The following is a 21,589-nucleotide window of genomic DNA, read 5'->3' as shown; positions in this document are numbered from 1 at the left end:
ACATGAGAAGATACAAGATTGGAATTCTTGCATCGGTACTGGTGCTGGCGGTGATGCTGCCGGCACGAGCCCACGCGGAAGAAGCAGGTGCAGTCCGGCTGGACGAAAAAGGAACGGTTACGCTGGTCTCTTCCCAGATGGCAAATGACGGGGCGTCCACGATATGTTTCAGCGTCTCTGTAGATGCAGTGAATGCGGACAGCGCAGAGTTTCTGTTTGAAGAGAGTAATGCGAAGATTCTGGAGTACCGGTATAATCGGGAGGAGAAAAAGCTGGATGTATACATAGCGGGTACAAAGGCTCTTTTTCCGTCTGGTTCGGATTCTCTGACTGTAGGAAGAATTGTGGTTCGGGACGGAAATGGCGGAAGTACTTCGGCGACGGCCAGTGTGGCGGCAGAATCGCTTCAGTATGTATATGGTACAGAAGTGAGAGTGGTGGAAGGAATGGAATCGTCAGGAGCGGTACAGATCAATGGGGCGGGTGCACCTTCTCAGACTACGCCGCCGTCTCCGAATCCGACGCCGTCTCCAAAGCCGCCGAATCCGCCGGATAAAGGGGACGATAACAGGGATGATGACGGGGATGATAATTCTCAGGGAGCTGATGACAGCAAAACGACGGAGAATCCCCCTCCCGGTACAGCCAGCCCTCAGAAGACGCCCAAACCGGCTGTAACTAAAGTTCCGGTGGTCCATGTTCCACAGAGTACATCCAAACCTACAAGTTCTCCTGCGGCAACCACGCAGCCGCCGAAGGAGGATGAGGAAGAGGAGGATGTAGAGCAGAGCGTTGGAGCAACAGCGGAACAGCCGTCGGACAGCAGCGGCAGTCAGGAAGACGAAGGGGAGGCCGGCGGGAAGATTGACTGGATCTGGTTGCTGGCAATCGGCGGGATAGTCATCTTTGCCGGGGTCGCGGTGATGGCTTTTGTGACTTTGACCAGAAAGCCGGATCAATAACAGCAGGACAGCAATATTCACAAAATTGTGATATTAAAAATCAACAAATTTTTTAACAGATGGCAAAATTTACAGTTGTATTATGAAAGCTTTTTCGTTATAATAAAAGTACCCTGAAATGTTTGATAACTTTTGTTTATTTTTGAACCTACATTACTTTAAACGGGATTCCTACATTGCCCAGTGGCTGTCAAGCCCTCACTCATTATGAGGATTGGAAGGGAAGGCAAAAGCTTTGGCTGCGGTCACCCACCTAGCATTGCTAGGAGTCAGAAGGCAGAAGGCGGCATTTTGGGGATAAATACAGAAGAAGAGGGCAGTCCGACAGGGCTGCTCTTTTATGTACATGCCCATGGCGGATAAGAATGTTGTATTAACATTGGGGCAGTGTGGCGTGGACGAGTGCGGATTGACAGATAGGGAGAGAGAATTTGGAGAATAACAGATGGGGACTGAACAGGTCTCAGAGAATGCAGATGAAGGCATTTATCTGTGTGCTGGGTTTTCTGCTGATTATAATTTTGCTGCTGGGAAAGCTGATTCTTGTGCTGGTGCACAGAGGAGAGGAGCAGGAGGAGATTCCGGAGCCGGAACCTCATATTCCGGTGGTCAGGCAGCTGACAAACGTATGGATTACAGAGGTGGACGAAGAGGGGCTGTCGCTTTTCCGGGAGGGGAACAACGAGCGCTATCTTTGGGGAGAAGTGACCGCGGGCGACAATGGACCGATGCAGCCCTGCCGCGCGGATTCGTCTGTGCGGGAACAGGTGGCGGATGTGGAGCTGACAGACGACAGAGTCACTTCTGTCATTGCCAAAACCGATAAGATTAACGGCAGGATTCTGAGTGCGGATGATACGGGAATTGAAGTGGAAGGCTATGGCAGACTGCCGCTGGCAGCAGACTACAGAGGATACAGACTTTTTGACAGCCTGGAAATGTGTACGGCGCGGGATGTACGTTTTGGCTATAATTTCACGGATTTATGCATGGAAAACGGAGAAATCTGTGCCGTCCTGATGGCGAAGGAGGAAGCCATGGAATATATCCGGGTGCTGATTAAAGCTTCAGATTACAGCGGCAGCTTTCACGACGCGCCCGTACTTACCTGTGACGTGGATTATACGGTGATTTATGGTCCCTATGACAATCTGAAGCAGGAGAATCACGGTGCGGGAGAGGAACTGACCTTTTCCTTTGACAGCCCTTATTTTGAGACGGATCGGATAAGGATTGTCCCGGATGTGCTGACAGGGAAGATAATCCTGAAGAACTGCAATCGCTCTCAGGGAACGCCCGCGTACAGAGGACAGATGGAGCTTCTGAAGACGGAGGAGGGAATTGTGGCGGTCAATGAAGTGCTGCTGGAGGAATACCTGTACAGTGTGGTCCCCAGTGAGATGCCGGCGAAATATCCCTTTGAGGCGCTGAAGGCTCAGGCGATCTGTGCCAGGACCTATGCTTACGGACATATGGAACATGCGGGATATCCACAGTACGGAGCCCATGTGGATGACAGTACTTCCTATCAGGTGTACAATAACATTCTGGAGCAGGAGAGCACTACCACAGCCGTAAAGGAAACTTACGGACAGCTGCTGTATACAGAAAGCGGTGGCCTGGCAGGAACCTATTACTATTCTACTTCCTGCGGCGTGGGAAGCGACCCCAATGTGTGGAAGACGACGGCAGCGCCCACGCTGACCTATCTGCAGGCAAAGCCGCTGAACCGAATTGCCATGGAGGAGGCGGTGACCGCCATGGCACAGGGAGGAGCTGCGGGGGAGACCGCGGAGGGCGACCAGGGGGAGATCAGCCTGGGAGAGAGCCTCAGAGAAGAAGAGAATTTTGCGGCGTTCATTTCCACAGTAAATGAAAATGATTTTGAGGCGAAGGAAGGGTGGTACCGCTGGAGCTATCAGGTGGATGAACTGGATAAAGAACATATGCTGGAGACGCTGCAGAAGCGCTATGCAGCCAATGATGAGCTGATACTGACCTGGAAGGACGGAGCCTACGTCAGCGAAACCATCAGTGAGCTGGGAGATATCACGGATATTTACATAGAGAAGCGGGGCAGCGGCGGTGTGGCAGATGAGCTGATAATCGAGACGGATACCGGAAAGCTGAAAGTCATATCTGAACATAATATCCGATATGTGCTCAACGACGGTGAGACGAAGGTGGAGAGGCAGGACGGCAGCAGAGTAGCCAGCGCAAGCCTGCTGCCCAGCGGTTTTTTTATCATAACGACTGGAAAAGAGGATGGAAGTGTGGTAGGATATACCTTGACCGGCGGCGGATTTGGCCATGGTGTGGGAATGAGTCAGAACGGAGCCAGACAGATGGCGGGAAGCGGGTACTCTGCCGGGGAAATTCTTCTGTTTTTTTATGAAAATTGTGCCATTAAAAATGTATACGAGTAGGAGCTGTGGTAGTGGTACGTGAAATATACCTGAGTATAAAAGATTTTTCCGAGAAGATGAAGAAGCAGAACATCAGCACATATGCGGCAAGCATTGCCTTTTTCTTTTTTCTGTCCGTGGTGCCCATGCTGATCATGATATGCACCATTATTCCCTATACACCGCTGACGGAGGAGAATCTGGTGGAGCTGGTGACGGATGTGCTGCCGAATCAGATTGACCCTCTGGCGGAAAGTCTGATTTCAGAGGTGTATGATAAGTCTGCCGGGATTCTGTCCATAGCCATTATCGCCACCGTCTGGTCGGCGGCGAAGGGTGTGCTGGCGCTGATGCGCGGGCTGAATGCTGTCAACAGCGTGGAGGAGAAGAGAAATTATTTCGTGGTTCGGATAATTGCATCCTTTTATACCCTGGTCATGCTGGTGGGGGTGATTCTCTCCCTTTTCGTTATGGTATTCGGGGATCAGCTGGTGAAGCTTGCGCTGCATCGGCTTCCGCAGCTGCAGACGGTGGTGGCCTTTGCCATGAATTTCAGATTTCTGCTGGTATGGGTGGTGTTGACTGTGCTGTTCGCAGCTGTCTATGCCTATGTGCCCAATAAAAAGCTGGCCTTTAAGGAACAGATACCCGGGGCGGTATTTTCGGCCGTGGCGTGGAGCATCTTTTCCTGGGTATTTTCCTATTATCTGACTTATGGCAATTCCTATGGTATCTATGGCAGCCTGTCCATTATTATCATAGTGCTTCTGTGGATGTATTTCTGTATGTATATTATCATGATCGGTGCTTATCTGAATCGATATTTTGAATCGTCAGACGGAATGCCGGTACGGAAGGAGAAATGATGGATGATGTGAAGATGCTGGTCTCCTGTGTAGTTGCAAAGGGGGATAAGAAGATGGTGCGTGTGTCTTTCCTGCGGGGGGAAGACTGTGCGGAGGGCATTCTCCCGGAGGGAATGATTGAGAAATCAAGGGGATTTACAGCGGAGGAGGTTCGGAAGCTGGAGAATTTTCTGCGGGTGAACCGACAGGATATACTGAAGCAGGCCAGAGAAATCAATCCGCTGAGGAACTGGCTTGGCGAGTGGAAAGAGGATGGAGAGAAGAAGTAGCAGGAGGAACTGTTCCATAAAGTTTGTGGACACCTACATGAATCAGCTGAAGAATGAGGGTGTGGTGTGGGGCTATGACCTGCAGTATCTGATGACAGGGCTGCTGAACCAGCATCCCCGGGCGGCGATTCAGTTTACAAAGGAGAAGAGTACAGATTACACGGAATTTTATAGGGAAATTGTGGCGCTGGACTGAGAAGATACCAAAGCGCTTCAGGGAGGAATTCTATGCACAGAGAACACACAAAGACAGTAAGAATAGGAGACAGGGAAATCGGCGGAGGCAACCCCATTCTGATTCAGTCCATGACCAACACCAGGACCCAGGACGTGCAGGCTACGGTGGCTCAGATACTGGATCTGGAGCGGGCGGGATGCGAGATCGTCCGCTGTACGGTGCCGGACAGGGAGGCAGCCCTGGCCCTTGGAGAAATCAAAAAGCAGATTCACATACCTCTGGTGGCGGATATTCACTTTGACTATAAGATGGCTGTTGCGGCCATGGAAAACGGCGCGGACAAGATTCGCATTAATCCCGGCAATATAGGAAGTGCAGACAAGGTGCGGGCTGTGGCGGACGTGGCCAGAGAGCGGAAGATTCCTATTCGCGTCGGTGTGAACAGCGGTTCGCTGGAGCGAAATCTGGTGGAAAAATACGGGGGTGTGACTGCGGAAGGAATTGTGGAAAGCGCTCTGGATAAAGTACATATGCTGGAAGAAATGGATTTTGACAATCTGGTTATCAGCATTAAGTCTTCCGATGTGATGATGAGCGTGAAGGCACATGAATTGCTGGCGGCCAGGACGAATTATCCCCTTCATGTGGGCATTACGGAGGCAGGCACAGTGTGCAGCGGCAATATCAAATCTGCCATTGGACTGGGACTGATTCTGAATGGAGGAATCGGGGATACCGTGCGTGTGTCGCTGACGGGAGACCCGGTGGAGGAGATTAAATCGGCAAAGCTGATTCTGCGCACGCTGGGACTGCGAAAGGGCGGAATTGAAGTGGTGTCCTGTCCCACCTGCGGAAGGACGCGAATCGATCTTATCGGTCTCGCGTGGAAGGTGGAGAAGCTTGTGGAGGACTATCCGCTGGATATTAAGGTGGCAGTGATGGGCTGTGCAGTAAACGGACCCGGCGAGGCCAGGGAAGCAGATCTGGGGATTGCCGGGGGACTGGGCGAGGGACTTTTGTTCAAAAAGGGAGAAATTCTCCGGAAGGTGCCGGAGGAACAACTGCTGGAGGCATTAAAGGAAGAGCTGGATAACTGGAAATGATGACAAAATCAAAGCCTTTTTTTGAGGTATTTCCCACACTGGAGATTAAGGGAAAACTATATGATAAACTGGAACAGACCGAAGTCGAAAGGGTTTCTGCCACAAAGCAGAAGGACCGGATTTCGGTCTATTTATACAGCACCCGACTGCTTCTGAAGGAGGATATCTGGGCGGCGGAAAAGGAGATAAAGGGGCAGCTTTTTCCGCATGCAATGCTGAAGGTCAGGATTTTTGAACGTTTTGAGCTTTCCTCTCAGTATACGCCGGAGAACCTGATGGAGGTGTATCGGGAGAGTATTCTGGCCGAGCTGCTGGAGTACTCACATGTGGAATACAATGCTTTCCGCACAGCGGACATCGCTTATCCTGAGACGGGAGAGATGCGGCTTACCATAGAAGACACTGTGCTGAACAGAACAAAAGAGGAAGATCTGGTCCGTGTGCTGGAGAAGATTCTGGTGGAGCGGTGCGGTCTGACCGCGCATGTGACGGTGGATTACAGAGAGGGGCGTCCCGGCAGATTTGCGGAGGAGAACGAGCTGAAAATCCAGATGCGGGTAAGCGAAATCTGCCGCCGGGCGAAGACGGGAGGCGGTTATGGAGACGCTGTCTCAGAGGGCACCGGGGCGCTGCAGGCAGAAGGAAATCAGGATGGCCGGGCAGAAGGCGGTCAGGCAGGCGGAAACAGCCCCGGCGGAGCGCTTTCGCGAAACGGCGGTGCAGGCAGCGGGGCGGGCGGAAAAGTCGGTATGGCAGCCGGCGGAAACGATGTGTCCCGGGCCGGGCAGAACGCTGCCGGAGCAGCACAGAAGTCCCGGTCAGGCTTCGGCGCAGGGCAGGCAGGCGGAAATGCCGGCGGTGTGAACGGCAGAGCCGACGAAGCGGCGCAGGACGGCGCCCGGAAAAAGGGAGAGTTCAGACGAGGTGAATTCCGCAGAAACGGTGATTATGGCCGTACCCTGAAGCAGTCTGACAATGCGGATGTCATTTACGGCCGTGACTTTGAAGAGGAGGCCATCCCCATTGAGGACATTATCGGTGAGATGGGAGAGGTGACGATTCGAGGGAAGGTGCTGAAGACAGACAGCCGCCAGATCAGAAATGAGAGAACTATCGTCATGTTTGATGTGACGGACTTCACGGATACCATGACAGTAAAGCTTTTCACCAAAAATGAGTTTGTGAAGGAACTGACGGGCAGCCTGAAGGCCGGCGCCTTTGTAAAGATAAAAGGTGTGGCCACGCTGGACAAGTTTGATCATGAGCTGACCATAGGTTCTCTTACAGGGATTAAAAAGATTTCAGATTTTACCACAACCAGGCTGGACACGGCGCTGCATAAACGTGTGGAGCTGCACTGCCACACCAAGATGAGTGATTTTGACGGTGTGTCCGAGGCAAAGGATATTGTAAAGCGGGCTTACAAATGGGGACATGCTGCGATTGCCATCACGGACCATGGCGTGGTACAGGGATTTACGGATGCTTTCCATGTATGGCAGGACTTATGGAAGGCAGAGAAGGAAAGGTGTAAGGAAAAGGGAGAGACGCCGGACCGACAGAATTTCTTCAAAATTATTTATGGTGTGGAAGCTTATCTGGTGGATGATTTGAAGGAGATCGTCACCGGAGACAGAGGACAGAACCTGGGGGATGACTTTGTGGTATTCGATATTGAAACCACAGGCTTTTCTCCTGTGAATAATCGCATAATAGAAATCGGAGCAGTGAAGGTAAGCGGCGGAAAGGTGACTGACCGTTTTTCCTCCTTTGTCAATCCTCAGGTGCCTATTCCTTTTGAGATAGAGAAGCTCACGAGTATTCGTGATGATATGGTGGCAGATGCGCCGCTGATTGAGGAGGTGCTGCCGCAGTTTCTGGAATTCTGCCGGGGTTGTGTGCCCGTGGCTCATAATGCAGGATTCGACATGAGCTTTATCATGGAGAATGCCAGGAGGCTGGGGCTGTCGCTTTCCGGACTCACCGGAAGAACAGGGGCCGGCAGCGGTGCGGAATGTACCTATGTGGATACAGTGGGAATTGCCAGGGTACTGCTTCCTGACCAGGCAAAGCACACCCTGGATGCCGTGGCGAAGACGCTGAATATTTCTCTGGAGAATCATCACCGCGCCGTGGACGATGCGGAATGTACGGCGTGGATTTTCCTGAAGCTGGTTCAGATGCTGGAGGAGAGGCAGATTCACACACTGGCAGAGCTGAATGAGCTGGGAGCTGCCAGTGTGGAGCTGGTGAAGAGGCTCCCTACCTACCATGCCATTATCCTGGCGAAGAATGATCTTGGGCGTATCAATCTGTACAGACTGGTGACAGAGTCTCATTTGACTTACTACAATAACAGACATCCCAGGATTCCCAAAAGTCTGGTGATGAAATACCGGGACGGCCTCATCCTGGGCAGTGCCTGCGAAGCGGGAGAGCTGTATCGCGCGCTGCTGGACGAGCAGAGCGAAATGCAGATAGCCCGTATTGTGAATTTCTATGATTATCTGGAAATTCAGCCTTCCGGCAACAATAAGTTCATGATTGCATCCGACCGGATCCGGAGTGTGGAGTCCATGGAGGATATTCAGAATATTAACCGGCGTATTGTGAAGCTGGGGGAGCAGTTTCATAAACCTGTGGTGGGCACCTGTGATGTCCATTTCCTGGATCCGGAGGATGAGGTTTACCGCCGCATTATTATGGCGGGAAGAGGATTTGAGGACGCCGACGATCAGGCGCCGCTGTTTCTCCATACCACAAATGAGATGCTGGACGAGTTCTCATATCTCGGGAGTGATAAGGCCTATGAGATTGTGGTAAAGAACACAAATATGATTGCGGACATGATTGAGTCCATAGATCCGGTGCGTCCGGACAAATGTGCTCCGGTCATTGAGGACAGCGATAAGAAGCTGACGAAGATCTGTTATGACAGGGCCCATGAAATTTATGGCCCGGATTTGCCGCAGATTGTGGAAGCCCGTCTGGAGAAAGAGCTGCATTCCATTATAACCAACGGGTTTGCCGTAATGTACATCATTGCGCAGAAGCTGGTGTGGAAGTCGGTGGAGGACGGTTATCTGGTGGGTTCCCGGGGAAGTGTGGGCAGTTCTTTTGTGGCCACCATGGCCGGAATTACGGAGATCAATCCGTTAAGCCCTCATTATTACTGCAGCAAATGTCATTATGTGGATTTCGAGGAGGAGGATGTAAAAGCGTACGCCGGAAAGGCGGGAGTGGATATGCCGGACAGGAACTGTCCGGTCTGCGGGGAACCGCTGCATAAGGATGGATTTGATATTCCCTTTGAGACGTTTCTGGGATTCAAAGGGGACAAGGAACCGGATATCGATCTGAACTTTTCCGGAGAATATCAGTCCAAGGCCCATAAATACACGGAGGTAATCTTCGGCGCAGGGCAGACTTACCGGGCCGGAACCATTGCCACACTGGCGGATAAGACGGCGTTCGGCTATGTGAAGAATTATTTTGAGGAGAGAGAAAAGCATAAGCGGAAGAGTGAGATTGAGCGTCTTGCGATGGGGGTGGCGGGGGTGCGCAGGAGCACGGGACAGCACCCCGGGGGAATTGTGGTGCTTCCCATCGGACAGGATATCAATTCTTTTACACCGGTGCAGCATCCTGCCAACGATATGACGACAGATATCGTCACCACGCATTTTGATTATCATTCAATTGACCATAACCTGCTGAAGCTGGATATTCTGGGACACGATGATCCCACCATGATTCGAATGCTCCAGGATATGACGGGCAGAGACCCGCTGACCATTCCCCTGGACAGCTCGGACGTTATGAGCCTTTTTCAGAACACGCAGGCGTTGGGGATTACACCGGAGCAGATCGGCGGGACGAAGCTGGGGTGTCTGGGTATCCCGGAATTCGGTACAGACTTTGCCATGAACATGGTAATCGAAGCCAAACCGGAATCTTTCTCGGATCTTGTACGGATCTCCGGGCTTTCCCATGGCACCAATGTGTGGGTGGGAAACGCACAGGATCTGATAAGGGACGGCACGGCGACGATTTCCACCTGCGTGTGTACCCGGGATGATATCATGACCTATCTGATTAATAAGGGAATGGAACCGGAGAAGTCCTTCAAGATTATGGAGGCCGTGCGGAAGGGCATGGTGGCAAAGGGAAAGACTCCGGCAGCGCAGTGGAAAGAATGGAAGGAGGATATGGTAGCCCACAATGTGCCGGACTGGTATATCAGATCTTGTGAAAAGATTGAGTACATGTTCCCAAAGGCTCACGCGGCGGCCTATGTTATGATGGCCTGGAGGATCGGCTACTGCAAAATCAATTATCCGCTGGCTTATTACGGCGCTTATTTCAGCATTCGTGCGAAGGCCTTCTCCTATGAACTCATGTGCCAGGGACAGGCCAGACTGGAGGCAAACATGGCGGAGTACAGGCGGCGTATGGAGGCTGCGGCGGACAAGGAGCCGGGGGCCCAGCCGCTGTCTAACAGAGAGGAGGGAGCCTACAGCGATATGAGGATTGTGCAGGAGATGTATGCCAGAGGCTTTGAATTTATGCCCATTGACATTTTTACCGCACAGTCCCGTTCGTTTCAGATTGTGGGAGATAAGCTCATGCCTTCTCTGAACAGTATAGAAGGTCTCGGCGACAAGGCGGCCGATGCCATTGTGGAAGCGGTGAAGGACGGGCCGTTCCTGTCAAAGGATGATTTCAGAGAGCGGACGAAAGTGTCGAAGACCATGGTGGACCTGATGAGCTCACTGAACCTGCTGGGGGCGCTGCCGGAGTCCAATCAGCTGAGTCTGTTTGATTTCTGCGGGCAATGAGCCAGGCGGATGCGCCAGCAGCCATTTGGCGAATGCCGCGAGGGTCAACAACCCTGCTGCCTGCAGCGGGGCTGTTGACTTGCAAGCGTACACTGCGCCGGAGATGCGGCTGATTGCCCCGGTGTAAGCCCTGTGCAGCCGGGCAAAATAAAGGAATAATAATCTGTCATAAATTTGCTGAAAAAAATTAAAAAAAGTACTTGCATATTTTGAAAAAATATAGTAGTATATACAAGTACCGCGAATGCGGCAAAATATGACATGGCTGATTGGTCAAGCGGTTAAGACGCCGCCCTCTCACGGCGGAAACAGGGGTTCGATTCCCCTATCAGCTGTTACGAAAGCTTTGAAAATTCGATAAAGGATTTCAGGCTTTTTTTTTGCCCGAATCAGAGGTGCCTGTGGGGTGAAAACGCCTTTTTTCGACAATAATATCTTCAGAACGCTTTAATTTCCTTAATTTTTAATTTTTCATAAATAACTTGTACATTTCCGATTTTGGGTGTATATTGTTTAGGTGATTAAGTTTTTATGGTAAGCTGAATACTGTTTTTGTGCAGAAATCATATAATTGTTGTTATGAACACAAAATAAGGGGGCCGGTTATGGCAAAGTATCTTGTGATTGTAGAATCACCTGCTAAAGTGAAAACGATCAGAAAATTTCTGGGCTCCAGCTATGAAGTGATGGCAAGCAACGGTCATGTCCGTGATCTTCCCAAAAGTTCGCTGGGAATAGATGTGGAGCATGATTATGAGCCGAAGTATATCACTATCCGCGGGAAGGGGGAGCTGCTTGCAGGTCTGCGCAGGGCAGTTAAAAAAGCGGATAAAATTTATCTTGCAACCGACCCTGACCGCGAGGGAGAGGCAATTTCCTGGCATTTGCTTTATGCGCTGAAACTGGAGGAAAAGCTGGAGGCGAAGAAGGTATACAGAATTACCTTTAATGAAATTACCAAAAACGCGGTGAAGGAATCCCTGAAGAATGCCCGTGAGATTGATATGAATCTTGTGGATGCCCAGCAGGCGCGTCGTATGCTAGACCGCATGGTGGGCTATCGCATTTCCCCCCTGCTGTGGGAGAAGATCAAGAGAGGACTGAGCGCGGGCCGGGTACAGTCTGTAACGCTGCGGATTATCTGCGACCGGGAGGAGGAGATCAACGCCTTTATCCCGGAGGAATACTGGACGCTGGATGTATTCCTGAAAGTAAAGGGAGAGCGGAAATCCATATGTGCAAAATATTATGGAACCAAAGACGGGAAGCAGAGTATAGTAAATAAGGAGCAGGCCGATGCTATCATGAATTCGCTGAAGGGAGCGGAATACAGCGTCAGAGAAGTAAAGAAAAGCGAGAGAATGAAAAAGGCGCCGCTTCCTTTTACCACATCCACACTTCAGCAGGAAGCCGGCAAGGTACTGAATTTTTCCACGCAGAAGACCATGCGGCTGGCGCAGCAGCTGTACGAGGGTGTTGACATCAAGGGAGAAGGCATGGTGGGCCTTATCACTTATTTGCGTACGGATTCCACCCGTGTATCTCAGGAAGCGGCGGAGATGGCTGCAAAATTTATCACTGCAGGCTACGGTGAGGCCTATCTTCACCGGGACACAGGCGAGAAGAAGAACAATCAGAAAATACAGGATGCACACGAGGCTATTCGTCCTACGGACCTGAACAGAACACCTGCGGCGGTGAAGGAACAGCTGCCGAGGGATTTATTCCGGCTCTACCAGCTGATTTGGAAACGCTTTGTGGCCAGCAGGATGAGCGCGGCAAAGTATGACACCACATCGGTTAAAATTCAGGCGAAGGAGCAGATTTTTACGCTGTCCTCTTCTTCCTTGAGCTTTGACGGTTTTCTGTGTGTCTACCGACCCGCAGAGGAAGGGGAGGAGGAGAATGCGCTCACGGCAGCCCTGAGCAGGGAGAGTGAGCTCAGCTTTGAATCCTTCGACCCCAGGCAGCATTTCACGCAGCCTCCCGCACATTATACGGAGAGTTCGCTGGTGAAGGACCTGGAGGAGCTGGGGATTGGCCGGCCCAGTACTTACGCACCTACGATAGGGATTATACTTGCCAGACATTACGTGGTCAAAGAAGGCAGAAATCTCTATGTGACAGAACTGGGAGAAGTGGTGAACAACATGATGAAACAGGCTTTTCCCGCTATTGTAGATGTAAATTTTACCGCCAGCATGGAAGCATTGCTGGACAGTGTGGAAGAGGGAACCGTAAAATGGAAGACTGTGGTGGCAAATTTCTATCCCGACCTGGATGCGGCGGTGGACACAGCGGAAAAGCTGCTGGCGCATATCTCCATAGAAGATGAAGTCAGCGACGAAACCTGTGACCTGTGCGGCAGACAGATGGTTATCAAATACGGGCCCCACGGACGTTTTCTTGCCTGTCCAGGATTCCCGGAGTGCCGCAATACGAAGCCGTATTTTGAGAAGACAGGTGTGTCCTGCCCGAAATGCGGTAAGGATGTGGTGATGAAGAAGACGAGAAAAGGAAGGAAATATTATGGCTGCATTGATAATCCGGACTGTGATTTCATGGTCTGGCAGAAGCCTTCCGGAGAAACCTGCCCGAAATGCGGTTCTGCATTGCTGATAAAAGGAAATAAGCTCGTATGTGCGGATCAGCAATGCGGATATCAGGTTTTGTCTGAATTGTCAAATAAAGCATAACTGTTTACAAAATTAAAAGTTTATGCATTGAAATTTGATGGTAAACGTGGTATAATATACAAATATTCGAGGCATGAACGGCCGGACGGCTATCCGTACGATGATTAACTGTAATCATGGTATCGTATGCATATATTCGGCCGTTAAGTAAAAGCAGTCGCGGAGCATCCATCTGTTTTGTCAGTCTGTCTGGCGCAATTTCAAGACGTGCGAAGTGATTGCGCGTGTAGTTACGAAAGTCAAAACGGGGGCATGAAATGAGTAGTGTACAACTTCTGGATAAGACCAGAAAAATCGGCAAGCTGCTGCATAATAACAATTCCAGCAAGGTAGTATTTAACGATATCTGCAAGGTAATGCGGGAGATACTGAATTCCAATGTTCTGGTAATCAGCCGCAAGGGTAAAGTGCTGGGTGTCGGGATGTCGGAAGGCATTGAAACCATAACCGAACTGATTGACGAAAATGTGGGTGGATTTGTGGATTCCATGCTGAATGAAAGGCTGCTGGGCATTCTTTCCACGAAGGAAAATGTAAATCTGACTACGCTGGGGTTTGAGAACCCTGATATCAGAAAATTTGAGGCGATTATTGCTCCGATTGAAATTGCCGGAGAGAGACTTGGAACTCTGTTTGTCTACAAAGAGGCGATTCAATACGACATTGATGATATTATACTGTGTGAGTACGGAAGTACGGTAGTGGGGCTGGAGATGCTCAGAGCGGTCAATGAGGAGAGCGCCGAAGAGAGCCGCAAAGTAGCGGTGGTAAAATCGGCTATCAGTACGCTTTCTTTTTCTGAGATGGAGGCAATTACGCATATCTTTGATGAGCTGAACGGCAGAGAGGGAATTCTGGTGGCCAGCAAGATTGCGGACAGAGTGGGGATTACCCGTTCCGTTATTGTCAATGCCCTGAGAAAGTTCGAGAGTGCAGGCGTGATTGAGTCCCGATCTTCCGGAATGAAGGGAACGTATATCAAGGTGCTGAATGATGTGGTATTTGAGGAGATTGAAGAGCTCAAGCGCAGGAATCAGAACAGATAAAAGTCTGAAATAAAATTACATAAGACAAACGGATTTGGAAAAGCATAGTTGTTCACTTAAGGTAAAGGGATTTATTTGTGACAACAGACAGACTGTGAGAGGGACTGTCTATTGTTGATATGACGATAAATCCCTTTTGCTGTTTGGCAGAAGTTGTCTGTTTTGTTTATGTATGGGATCCTTTTTGGAAAGTTCAGTTAATTTACAAATTACATATTGTATTTTTAGGGAAAACAACTATAATATATGATTATAGGGTTCTCGAAAAGGATCCGGCTGAGAATTGAATTGAGAATTGAATGTAAAATAAATTAAATTAACTTATAGAGGCAGACCGACAGAAGAAAGGAGAAAACATGTTTCAATCAAATGTGTTTGACTATGTAAATGTGCTGGACAGGGCGGCTGACGCCAGCTGGCTTCGCAATAATGCAATTGGCAATAATCTGTCCAATGTGGATACACCGGGGTACAAAAGACAGGATGTGGCATTTGAATCGGTGCTGAAGAAAGCACTGGGAAGCAGCCACTACAAAACCATGGATGCAAAGGTGGCTTCCATTGATCTGGACAGACTGAATCCGGAAGTATTCAGAGATTATGCAGACTATTCCTATCGCCTGGATAAGAATAATGTGGATGTGGATACAGAAGGGGTTAAGCTGGCCGAGAATCAGCTGAAATATCAGGGACTGATGGTGGGAATCAAGCAGGAATTCAGCAATCTGCAGACAGTAATGAAGTGACAGCGCTGACAGAGCGTAAGCAGTGTGGAGAGGAGATTTTATAATGGGTATGTTTTCGGCTTTTAATATCAACGCCACAGGAATGACGGCAGAGAGATATCGTATGGATGTGATTTCGGAAAATGTGGCGAATGCCAATACCACCCGCACCGCGGACGGCACACCGTACCGCAGGAAGGTTGTGGCTTTTACAGAGAAGAATATGGGAGCCTCTTTCAGCCATGTCCTGGGGCATGAAGCTCATAAGCATGCTCTTTCCGGAACAAATGCCAATGTGTCGCATACGCATAATTTTGTACATACGCATACCGGCCAGGGATATACGGGAACTGGAGTCAAGGTGTCGGGGCTGTACGAAGATCATACCACAGAGATGAACATGGTATATGATCCTTCTCATCCGGACGCTGACGAGAATGGTTATGTGACCTACCCCAATGTGAATATTATTACAGAGATGACCAATATGATTGATGCCAGCCGGGCGTATGAGGCGAACTCCACTGCGTTTAATGCCAGTAAGGCGATAGTGCAGAAGGGTCTGGAAATCGGTCAGTTATAATTTATGTGAATGATTTGCTTTTTGTCCGAATAAATATCAATGGTTATTACGATTCAGAAAGAAAGGGATACATAATTATGGAAATATCGGCAATTCCATCATTGGATTCGCTGGCGGAGATTTCAGGTGTTTCTTCCGCTGAGAAGACATCTCTGACCGGCGTTCTGGGAGAGAAGGAGAAGAAAGCGGAGGGCACTTTATTCGGCGCCTTTTTGAATTCCGCGATTGACAATATCAAGACGACCAATGAGTATCTTTCCAAAGCAGAAGATGAGGAAATTAAGTTTGCAATGGGCGAGACGGAGAATGCTCATGATTTGACCATAGCCCTGCAGAAGGCTTCCACTGCGCTGCAGTATACGGTGGCGGTCAGAGACAGACTTCTGGATGCGTATAAAGAGCTGATGCAGATGCAGATTTAAGACATGATCAACAAAGCAGATTACTGTAAAGCGCAACCTCAATACAATCCCGGCATATCTGGGGAATGTCGATATGCCGGGATTGTGTCGGGGTAATGAGGGAATTAAGAAATGACTAGGAGAGAAGCACCATGGCCGACAAGCTAAAAGAAATACCAGGAAAAATACTGGGATGGTGGAATAAATTTACCAGCAGGCAGAAGACAATTATTATTGGTATTGCTGCTGTTGTTATTTTTACTTTTGCCATTATTATTTATACGTTCACCAGACCGCAGTATACAAAGCTTGGGACCTATGAGAGCAGCACAACTTCGGCGGAGATTGTAAAGATTCTGGACGATGCGGGGATTACCCATCGGGAATCGGCTGACGCGCTGACCGTGGAGGTGTTGGCCAACCAGATTTCGCAGGCGAATCTGGCAATTGCCTCCCAGGGATACAGGCCGGATATTCCGGATTACAATACCTATGTAAAAGGCGGTATGTCTACTACATCCGCAGAAATGAACAATCAGTATAAAGTGTATCTTGAGAAGTACATGGAATATATGTTCTCTCAGATGGAACCGGTGAAGAGTGCCACTGTTATGTTGACTCTGGCGCAGAACACGGGCAGACTCAGCGAAACAAAACAGGAATCTTATGCATATATTCAGGTAACCGTCACCGATGATTTCAATTCGGCCAATGCCACCGCCATGGCAAAGGGAGCGGCCACCTGTCTGGGAAATGATACTACAGCCAATATCACGATAGTGGATCAGAACTCCAATATTCTTTTTGTCGGCGGTGACGACTACTCCACCATGGGAATTGCGGGTTCCATGCAGGAACTGCAGAGCCAGGCAGAGGCCATGATCGCGAATCAGATACGCAAAGTGCTGCTGGGCACACAGCAGTATGACATGATTGATGTGGCCAGCCATCTTGTGGTGGATTTTTCCAGCTATACCAGACGGGTTACGGAGTATTATCCCAACGAGGGCCGTGAAGAGGGTATGGTAATTCACGAAGATACCTTTAACTCTGAAAATACCAATGGAGTGGGCGGGATTCCGGGAACGGATTCCAACGGAGATGACCAGACAGGTTATGTGAATCCTGATGTCAGCAACAGTGAATCTTCTTCCAGTGAACACTCTGTGGATCGACAGCCCAATGTGTCGGATACCCAGACTACCGGTCCTGCCGGAAGCATTGATTATGCGGCTTCCTCCACATCGGTGTCCATGATCCGGTACCGGCATTATTATGAAGATAATGTGGAACAGCAGGGGCTTCTGGAAGGGCTTTCCTGGGAGGAATTCAAGGAAGCCAACAAAGACAGTACCCGCAGGGAAGTAGAAGATGAATTTTACCAGATGGTTGCCAATGCCAGCGGCATTGACCGGGAAAAAATTACAATCCTTGCATTTGAGCAGCCGGTTTTTCATGACAGCGAGGGATTCAGTGTCAGCGGGACCGATATTGTAAGCATTGTGATGATTGTTCTGATTCTGGCGCTTTTGGCCTTTGTGGTTCTGCGGAGCATGGGTCCCAGAAAGAAAGCGGTGCAGGAAGAGGAGGAACTGTCTGTGGAAGATATGCTGCAGTCCACACCGGAGCCTGTGGTGGAGGATATTGATCTGGAAGCGAAATCCGAGACACGCAAGATGGTGGAGAAATTTGTGGATGAGAATCCCGAAGCGGCAGCCAGCCTGCTGCGGAACTGGTTAAATGAGGATTGGGCTTGATAATTGAGCCGAACATGGAATAATGAGTGAGGTACATACGCAATGCCGAATGCTGGAACGAATAGTGAAGGAATCAGAGGGTTACAGAGGGCTGCGATCCTGTTGATTTCGTTGGGACCTGAACGGTCAGCCGGTATCTTTAAACATCTGAAAGAGGAAGAAATCGAGGAACTGACTCTGGAGATTGCCAATACCAGAAGCGTTACGCCGCAGGTAAAAGAACAGGTTATTAACGAATTTTACGAAGTATGTCTGGCGCAGCAATATATTGCGGAGGGCGGCATCAATTATGCAAAGGATCTGCTGGAGAAAGCACTTGGCTCGGAGAAGGCCATGGACGTAATCGGCAAGCTTACCGCATCGCTGCAGGTGAGACCTTTCGAATTTGTGCGTAAGACAGATGCGACTCAGCTGATTAACTTTATTCAGGATGAGCATCCGCAGACAATTGCATTGATTCTGTCTTATCTGGCGCCGCAGCAGGCGTCTCAGGTGGTGTCTGCACTGACACCCGAGAGACAGGCAGATGTGGCCAGACGTATCGCCACAATGGACCGTACCAGTCCGGATGTAGTCAAGGAGGTGGAGAAAGTGTTGGAGTCCAAGCTGGCAAGCCTCGTGAATCAGGATTATACCATTATCGGTGGTGTGGATGCGGTAGTGGAGATTCTGAATTCTGTGGACCGCGGTACGGAGCGCCATATTATGGAGACACTGGAACTGGAATCTCCGGAACTGGCAGAGGAAATCAGAAAGAAGATGTTCGTCTTCGAAGATATTCTGCTTCTGGACGACAGAGCGATTCAGCGTGTGCTGCGTGACGTGGAGAACAACGACCTGTCCGTTGCGCTGAAGAATGCAAATGAAGATGTGAAGAATGCAATATTCAACAATGTGTCCAAACGTCTTGCTGTTATGATTAAGGAAGATATGGACTTTATGGGACCTGTTCGTGTGACGGATGTGGAAGAAGCACAGCAGAAGATTGTCAATATTATCAGGAAACTGGAGGATGCTGGTGAGATTGTCATTTCCAGGGGCGGAGGTGACGAGATCGTTGTCTAGTAATCTGGTAAAACAGTCAATGACTGGTAATCTGGTAAAACAATTTTTTACGAATTTGCCTCAGGATGATGAAAAGCGTCTCATTGACAGCAATGAGCTGGTGCGGAGGAGACTGGAGCAGCTGGCGGCGGAGGAAAGAAGAGCTGCTGCGGGAAGCGGGGAAGGATTTGTGTCCGGCCTTGCCGCAGAGGTTCTGGAGGTATCCGGAGAGGAAGAGGGCAATGTAATCAAGGCTCAGGACGAGGCGAAGGAGATTCTGGAGCAGGCCAGGGCCGAGGCAGAACAGATACGTTCGGAAGCCAGGGCGGAGGCCGATCGCATTTGCAGAGAGGCGGAAGCACAGGCCGAAGCAGGAAAAATGCAGGCGATAAACGAGGGAAGACAGCAGGGATACAATGAAGGCATGGTGAAGGCCCAGGCCCATGAAGGTGCCATGGAACAGGAATATGCAGAGAAGCTGAGGCAGCTGGAGGAAGCTTATGACCGACAGATAGAAGTGCTGGAGCCGCAGTTTGTGGATACAATTACAGGGATTTATGAGCATATTTTTCATGTGGAGCTTTCTTCCTATCGTGAGATTCTGACTTCACTGATTTCAGATACACTGCATAAATTAGAAGGAACCCGTAGTTTTATCATTCATGTGTCGAAGGATGATTACGCGTATGTAAATATGCAGAAGAGACAGGTATTGGCCGGAGCCGTATCCGAAAGCATCAGTGTGGATGTGGTGGAGGACCTGACGCTTGACAAAAATGAATGTATGATTGAGACGGAAAACGGTATCTTTGACTGTGGGCTGGGCACACAGCTGTCGGAGCTGAAGGGAAGGCTGGCGTTGCTGGCGTGGTCGAAGGAGGATGCAGCCTTTGCGGACAATTAATGTAGACTTCGCAAAATATGGTCGATTGACAGAAGAGACTTTTTATAAAAAGAAGGGCAAAGTAGTCAATGTGGTAGGGCTTACCATTGAATCCGCAGGCCCGGATGCAAAATTGGGTGATATCTGTGAGATTATGCCGGAAGGGCTTCCGGGAAACGGTAAAGCCAGGCCAATCCTGGCTGAGGTAGTGGGGTTCAGGGACAGGAAGACTCTGCTGATGCCCTATGATGCGGTGGATGGCATTGGTCTGGGATGCCTGGTGGAGAACACGGGGAACCCTCTTCGGGTAACAGTGAGTGAGGCATTGCTGGGTAAGGCGCTGGACGGTATGGGACATCCGATAGACGGTACACGGTTCGAGGGGACACCATACCTGGTGGAGGCCACACCGCCGGAACCCATGAGCCGGAAAATCATTGATTCGGTTCTGCCGCTGGGTGTGAAGGCAGTGGATGGTCTGATTACTGTTGGAAAAGGACAGCGTATCGGTATATTTGCCGGTTCCGGCGTGGGTAAATCCACCCTGATGGGTATGTTCGCCCGAAATACCAGAGCGGATATCAATGTAATAGCGCTGATTGGTGAGCGCGGCCGTGAAGTGCGGGAATTTATAGAGCGGGATTTGGGCGAGGAAGGAATGCGTCGGTCCGTGGTGGTGGTAGCCACCTCTGACAGACCTGCGCTGGAGAGAAACAAAGCGGCCAAGACTGCCACGGCCATTGCGGAATATTTCAGGGACCGGGGAAAAGATGTCCTTTTGATGATGGACTCTCTGACCCGTTTTTCCATGGCGCAGAGGGAAATCGGGCTTGCCAGTGGAGAACCGCCGGTGACCAGAGGGTATCCCCCCAGCGTATATTCGGAGATGCCCAGGCTTCTGGAGCGTGCGGGCTGTGCGGCCAGAGGATCCATCACCGGTCTGTACACGGTTCTGGTGGACGGAGATGATTTCAATGAGCCCATTACAGACACTGCCCGAAGTATTCTGGACGGACATATAATGCTGGACAGAAAGCTGGGACATAAGAATCATTACCCGGCTATTGATATACTGCAGAGCATTTCCAGATGTATGAGTCAAATTGCCGACGGAGAGCATAAACAGGCTGCAGGAAAGCTGAAAAATGTTCTTGCCACCTATAATGAAGCGGAGGATCTGATTAATATCGGCGCTTATAAGAGCGGCAGCAATCCTTCCATTGACTATGCCATTTCCAAAATAGAGGCTGTAAATAGCTTTCTGTGTCAGAATGTGGACGAGAAATTCAGCTTTGAAGACAGTGTGGCCATGCTGGAGAGACTTTTTGAGACAAAATAGAAGATTGAGACCGGAAGGGGATTGTGATGGCAAGGTTTCGATATTCCATGCAGAGTATTCTGAACATTAAACTAAAGCTGGAGACCCAGGCCAGGCAGGAATTTTCTGCGGCCAGAGCTGCTCTGGACGAGGAGGAGGATCGTCTGCAGGCTCTTTTTGACAGAAAGAGCGGTTATGAAAGCAGAAGGACGACTCTTTTGTCAGGCAGGCTGAATCTGCGGGAGATTGAGGAAAATAAGACGGCTATCCTCTGTATGGAGGATTACATAGAAAGACAGCAGATGAATGTGGACACCGCGGAAAGGAAGCTGGAGGAAGCCAGGGAAAGGCTGACAGAGGTGAGAATGGAGCGGAAGACCCATGAGACTCTTCGAGACAAAGCGTTTCAGGAATTTCTCATGGAAGAGAAGAAGCAGGAAAGCAAGGAGATAGACCAGCTGACCAGTTATACTTACGGTCAGCGCAGGGCACAGGCGTCTGTTTAGGAGATCAAT

Annotated in this window: 17 protein-coding genes, 1 tRNA gene and 1 other RNA gene; all 19 read left to right on the top strand. The window is 49.9% G+C overall.

All coding sequences use genetic code 11. The features are described from left to right. Positions 1-2 precede the first annotated feature (2 nt). The 19 genes from NSB25_RS15440 (at position 3) to fliJ (ending at position 21,580) form a co-directional block, all read left to right on the top strand. The gene (locus NSB25_RS15440) at positions 3-962 is read left to right on the top strand and encodes a hypothetical protein (protein WP_103240335.1); all 960 of its coding nucleotides are present in this window, start codon (positions 3-5) and stop codon (positions 960-962) included. A 107-nt stretch (positions 963-1,069) separates the two neighbouring features. Continuing rightward, positions 1,070-1,264, top strand: a non-coding RNA gene (gene ssrS, locus NSB25_RS15435) — 6S RNA. 129 nt (positions 1,265-1,393) lie between these two features. Further along, entirely contained in the window at positions 1,394-3,388 is a 1,995-nt protein-coding gene (locus NSB25_RS15430; RefSeq protein WP_146040068.1) for a SpoIID/LytB domain-containing protein, read from the top strand. 11 nt (positions 3,389-3,399) lie between these two features. Continuing rightward, a complete protein-coding gene (locus NSB25_RS15425; RefSeq protein WP_242982457.1) occupies positions 3,400-4,233 on the top strand; it encodes a YihY/virulence factor BrkB family protein in 834 nt (277 codons plus the stop codon). Continuing rightward, on the top strand, positions 4,230-4,502 hold the full coding sequence (locus NSB25_RS15420; protein ID WP_103240337.1) for a hypothetical protein: 273 nt from the start codon (positions 4,230-4,232) through the stop codon (positions 4,500-4,502). The genes NSB25_RS15425 and NSB25_RS15420 overlap by 4 nt, the downstream gene beginning before the upstream one ends. After that, positions 4,486-4,698 carry a hypothetical protein gene (locus tag NSB25_RS15415; protein ID WP_103240338.1) on the top strand — a complete coding sequence of 71 codons (213 nt, stop codon included), beginning with the start codon at positions 4,486-4,488 and terminating at the stop codon, positions 4,696-4,698. The genes NSB25_RS15420 and NSB25_RS15415 overlap by 17 nt, the downstream gene beginning before the upstream one ends. A gap of 32 nt (positions 4,699-4,730) precedes the next feature. Beyond that, positions 4,731-5,783, top strand: a complete 1,053-nt coding sequence (ispG, locus tag NSB25_RS15410) for a flavodoxin-dependent (E)-4-hydroxy-3-methylbut-2-enyl-diphosphate synthase (RefSeq protein ID WP_103240339.1) — start codon at positions 4,731-4,733, stop codon at positions 5,781-5,783. Beyond that, entirely contained in the window at positions 5,780-10,621 is a 4,842-nt protein-coding gene (locus NSB25_RS15405) for a PolC-type DNA polymerase III (protein WP_242982458.1), read from the top strand. Before ispG ends, NSB25_RS15405 begins: the two co-directional genes overlap by 4 nt. 263 nt (positions 10,622-10,884) lie before the next feature. Further along, positions 10,885-10,956, top strand: a tRNA-Glu gene (locus tag NSB25_RS15400). Positions 10,957-11,226: 270 nt separating this feature from the next. Beyond that, positions 11,227-13,317 (top strand): type I DNA topoisomerase, encoded by a 2,091-nt coding sequence (topA, locus tag NSB25_RS15395; protein WP_103240340.1) that lies wholly within the window; start codon positions 11,227-11,229, stop codon positions 13,315-13,317. Between the two features lie 257 nt (positions 13,318-13,574). Then, positions 13,575-14,363 (top strand): GTP-sensing pleiotropic transcriptional regulator CodY, encoded by a 789-nt coding sequence (gene codY, locus NSB25_RS15390; protein ID WP_103240341.1) that lies wholly within the window; start codon positions 13,575-13,577, stop codon positions 14,361-14,363. 356 nt (positions 14,364-14,719) lie between these two features. Further along, complete coding sequence (flgB, locus tag NSB25_RS15385; protein ID WP_103240342.1) at positions 14,720-15,109, top strand: flagellar basal body rod protein FlgB; 390 nt, start codon at positions 14,720-14,722, stop codon at positions 15,107-15,109. Positions 15,110-15,152: 43 nt separating this feature from the next. Beyond that, positions 15,153-15,671: a flagellar basal body rod protein FlgC gene (gene flgC / locus NSB25_RS15380; RefSeq protein WP_103240343.1), complete on the top strand. Its 519-nt coding sequence runs from the start codon at positions 15,153-15,155 to the stop codon at positions 15,669-15,671. Between the two features lie 77 nt (positions 15,672-15,748). Further along, positions 15,749-16,093, top strand: a complete 345-nt coding sequence (gene fliE, locus NSB25_RS15375) for a flagellar hook-basal body complex protein FliE (RefSeq protein ID WP_103240433.1) — start codon at positions 15,749-15,751, stop codon at positions 16,091-16,093. A 131-nt stretch (positions 16,094-16,224) separates the two neighbouring features. Continuing rightward, on the top strand, positions 16,225-17,829 hold the full coding sequence (locus NSB25_RS15370) for a flagellar M-ring protein FliF C-terminal domain-containing protein (RefSeq protein WP_103240344.1): 1,605 nt from the start codon (positions 16,225-16,227) through the stop codon (positions 17,827-17,829). 42 nt (positions 17,830-17,871) lie between these two features. Then, on the top strand, positions 17,872-18,894 hold the full coding sequence (fliG, locus tag NSB25_RS15365) for a flagellar motor switch protein FliG (RefSeq protein WP_103240345.1): 1,023 nt from the start codon (positions 17,872-17,874) through the stop codon (positions 18,892-18,894). Beyond that, positions 18,887-19,777, top strand: coding sequence for a FliH/SctL family protein (locus tag NSB25_RS15360; RefSeq protein ID WP_172455142.1), 891 nt, complete (start codon positions 18,887-18,889; stop codon positions 19,775-19,777). Before fliG ends, NSB25_RS15360 begins: the two co-directional genes overlap by 8 nt. Continuing rightward, the gene (gene fliI, locus NSB25_RS15355; protein WP_306817626.1) at positions 19,764-21,095 is read left to right on the top strand and encodes a flagellar protein export ATPase FliI; all 1,332 of its coding nucleotides are present in this window, start codon (positions 19,764-19,766) and stop codon (positions 21,093-21,095) included. Before NSB25_RS15360 ends, fliI begins: the two co-directional genes overlap by 14 nt. A gap of 26 nt (positions 21,096-21,121) precedes the next feature. After that, entirely contained in the window at positions 21,122-21,580 is a 459-nt protein-coding gene (fliJ, locus tag NSB25_RS15350) for a flagellar export protein FliJ (RefSeq protein ID WP_103240348.1), read from the top strand. Positions 21,581-21,589 lie beyond the last annotated feature (9 nt).

This window comes from Acetatifactor muris (assembly GCF_024623325.1).
GTDB lineage: Bacteria > Bacillota > Clostridia > Lachnospirales > Lachnospiraceae > Acetatifactor > Acetatifactor muris.
This window is presented reverse-complemented; position numbering and strand designations above follow the sequence as displayed.

What these genes read in the sequence shown, in the direction of transcription:
- NSB25_RS15440 (WP_103240335.1), top strand. Translation starts at nt 3, where the DNA reads ATGAGAAGATACAAGATTGGAATTCTTGCATCGGTACTGGTGCTGGCG.
- NSB25_RS15420 (WP_103240337.1), top strand. Translation starts at nt 4,230, where the DNA reads ATGATGGATGATGTGAAGATGCTGGTCTCCTGTGTAGTTGCAAAGGGG.
- NSB25_RS15415 (WP_103240338.1), top strand. Translation starts at nt 4,486, where the DNA reads ATGGAGAGAAGAAGTAGCAGGAGGAACTGTTCCATAAAGTTTGTGGAC.
- ispG (WP_103240339.1), top strand. Translation starts at nt 4,731, where the DNA reads ATGCACAGAGAACACACAAAGACAGTAAGAATAGGAGACAGGGAAATC.
- NSB25_RS15405 (WP_242982458.1), top strand. Translation starts at nt 5,780, where the DNA reads ATGATGACAAAATCAAAGCCTTTTTTTGAGGTATTTCCCACACTGGAG.
- topA (WP_103240340.1), top strand. Translation starts at nt 11,227, where the DNA reads ATGGCAAAGTATCTTGTGATTGTAGAATCACCTGCTAAAGTGAAAACG.
- codY (WP_103240341.1), top strand. Translation starts at nt 13,575, where the DNA reads ATGAGTAGTGTACAACTTCTGGATAAGACCAGAAAAATCGGCAAGCTG.
- flgB (WP_103240342.1), top strand. Translation starts at nt 14,720, where the DNA reads ATGTTTCAATCAAATGTGTTTGACTATGTAAATGTGCTGGACAGGGCG.
- flgC (WP_103240343.1), top strand. Translation starts at nt 15,153, where the DNA reads ATGGGTATGTTTTCGGCTTTTAATATCAACGCCACAGGAATGACGGCA.
- fliE (WP_103240433.1), top strand. Translation starts at nt 15,749, where the DNA reads ATGGAAATATCGGCAATTCCATCATTGGATTCGCTGGCGGAGATTTCA.
- NSB25_RS15370 (WP_103240344.1), top strand. Translation starts at nt 16,225, where the DNA reads ATGGCCGACAAGCTAAAAGAAATACCAGGAAAAATACTGGGATGGTGG.
- fliG (WP_103240345.1), top strand. Translation starts at nt 17,872, where the DNA reads ATGCCGAATGCTGGAACGAATAGTGAAGGAATCAGAGGGTTACAGAGG.
- fliJ (WP_103240348.1), top strand. Translation starts at nt 21,122, where the DNA reads ATGGCAAGGTTTCGATATTCCATGCAGAGTATTCTGAACATTAAACTA.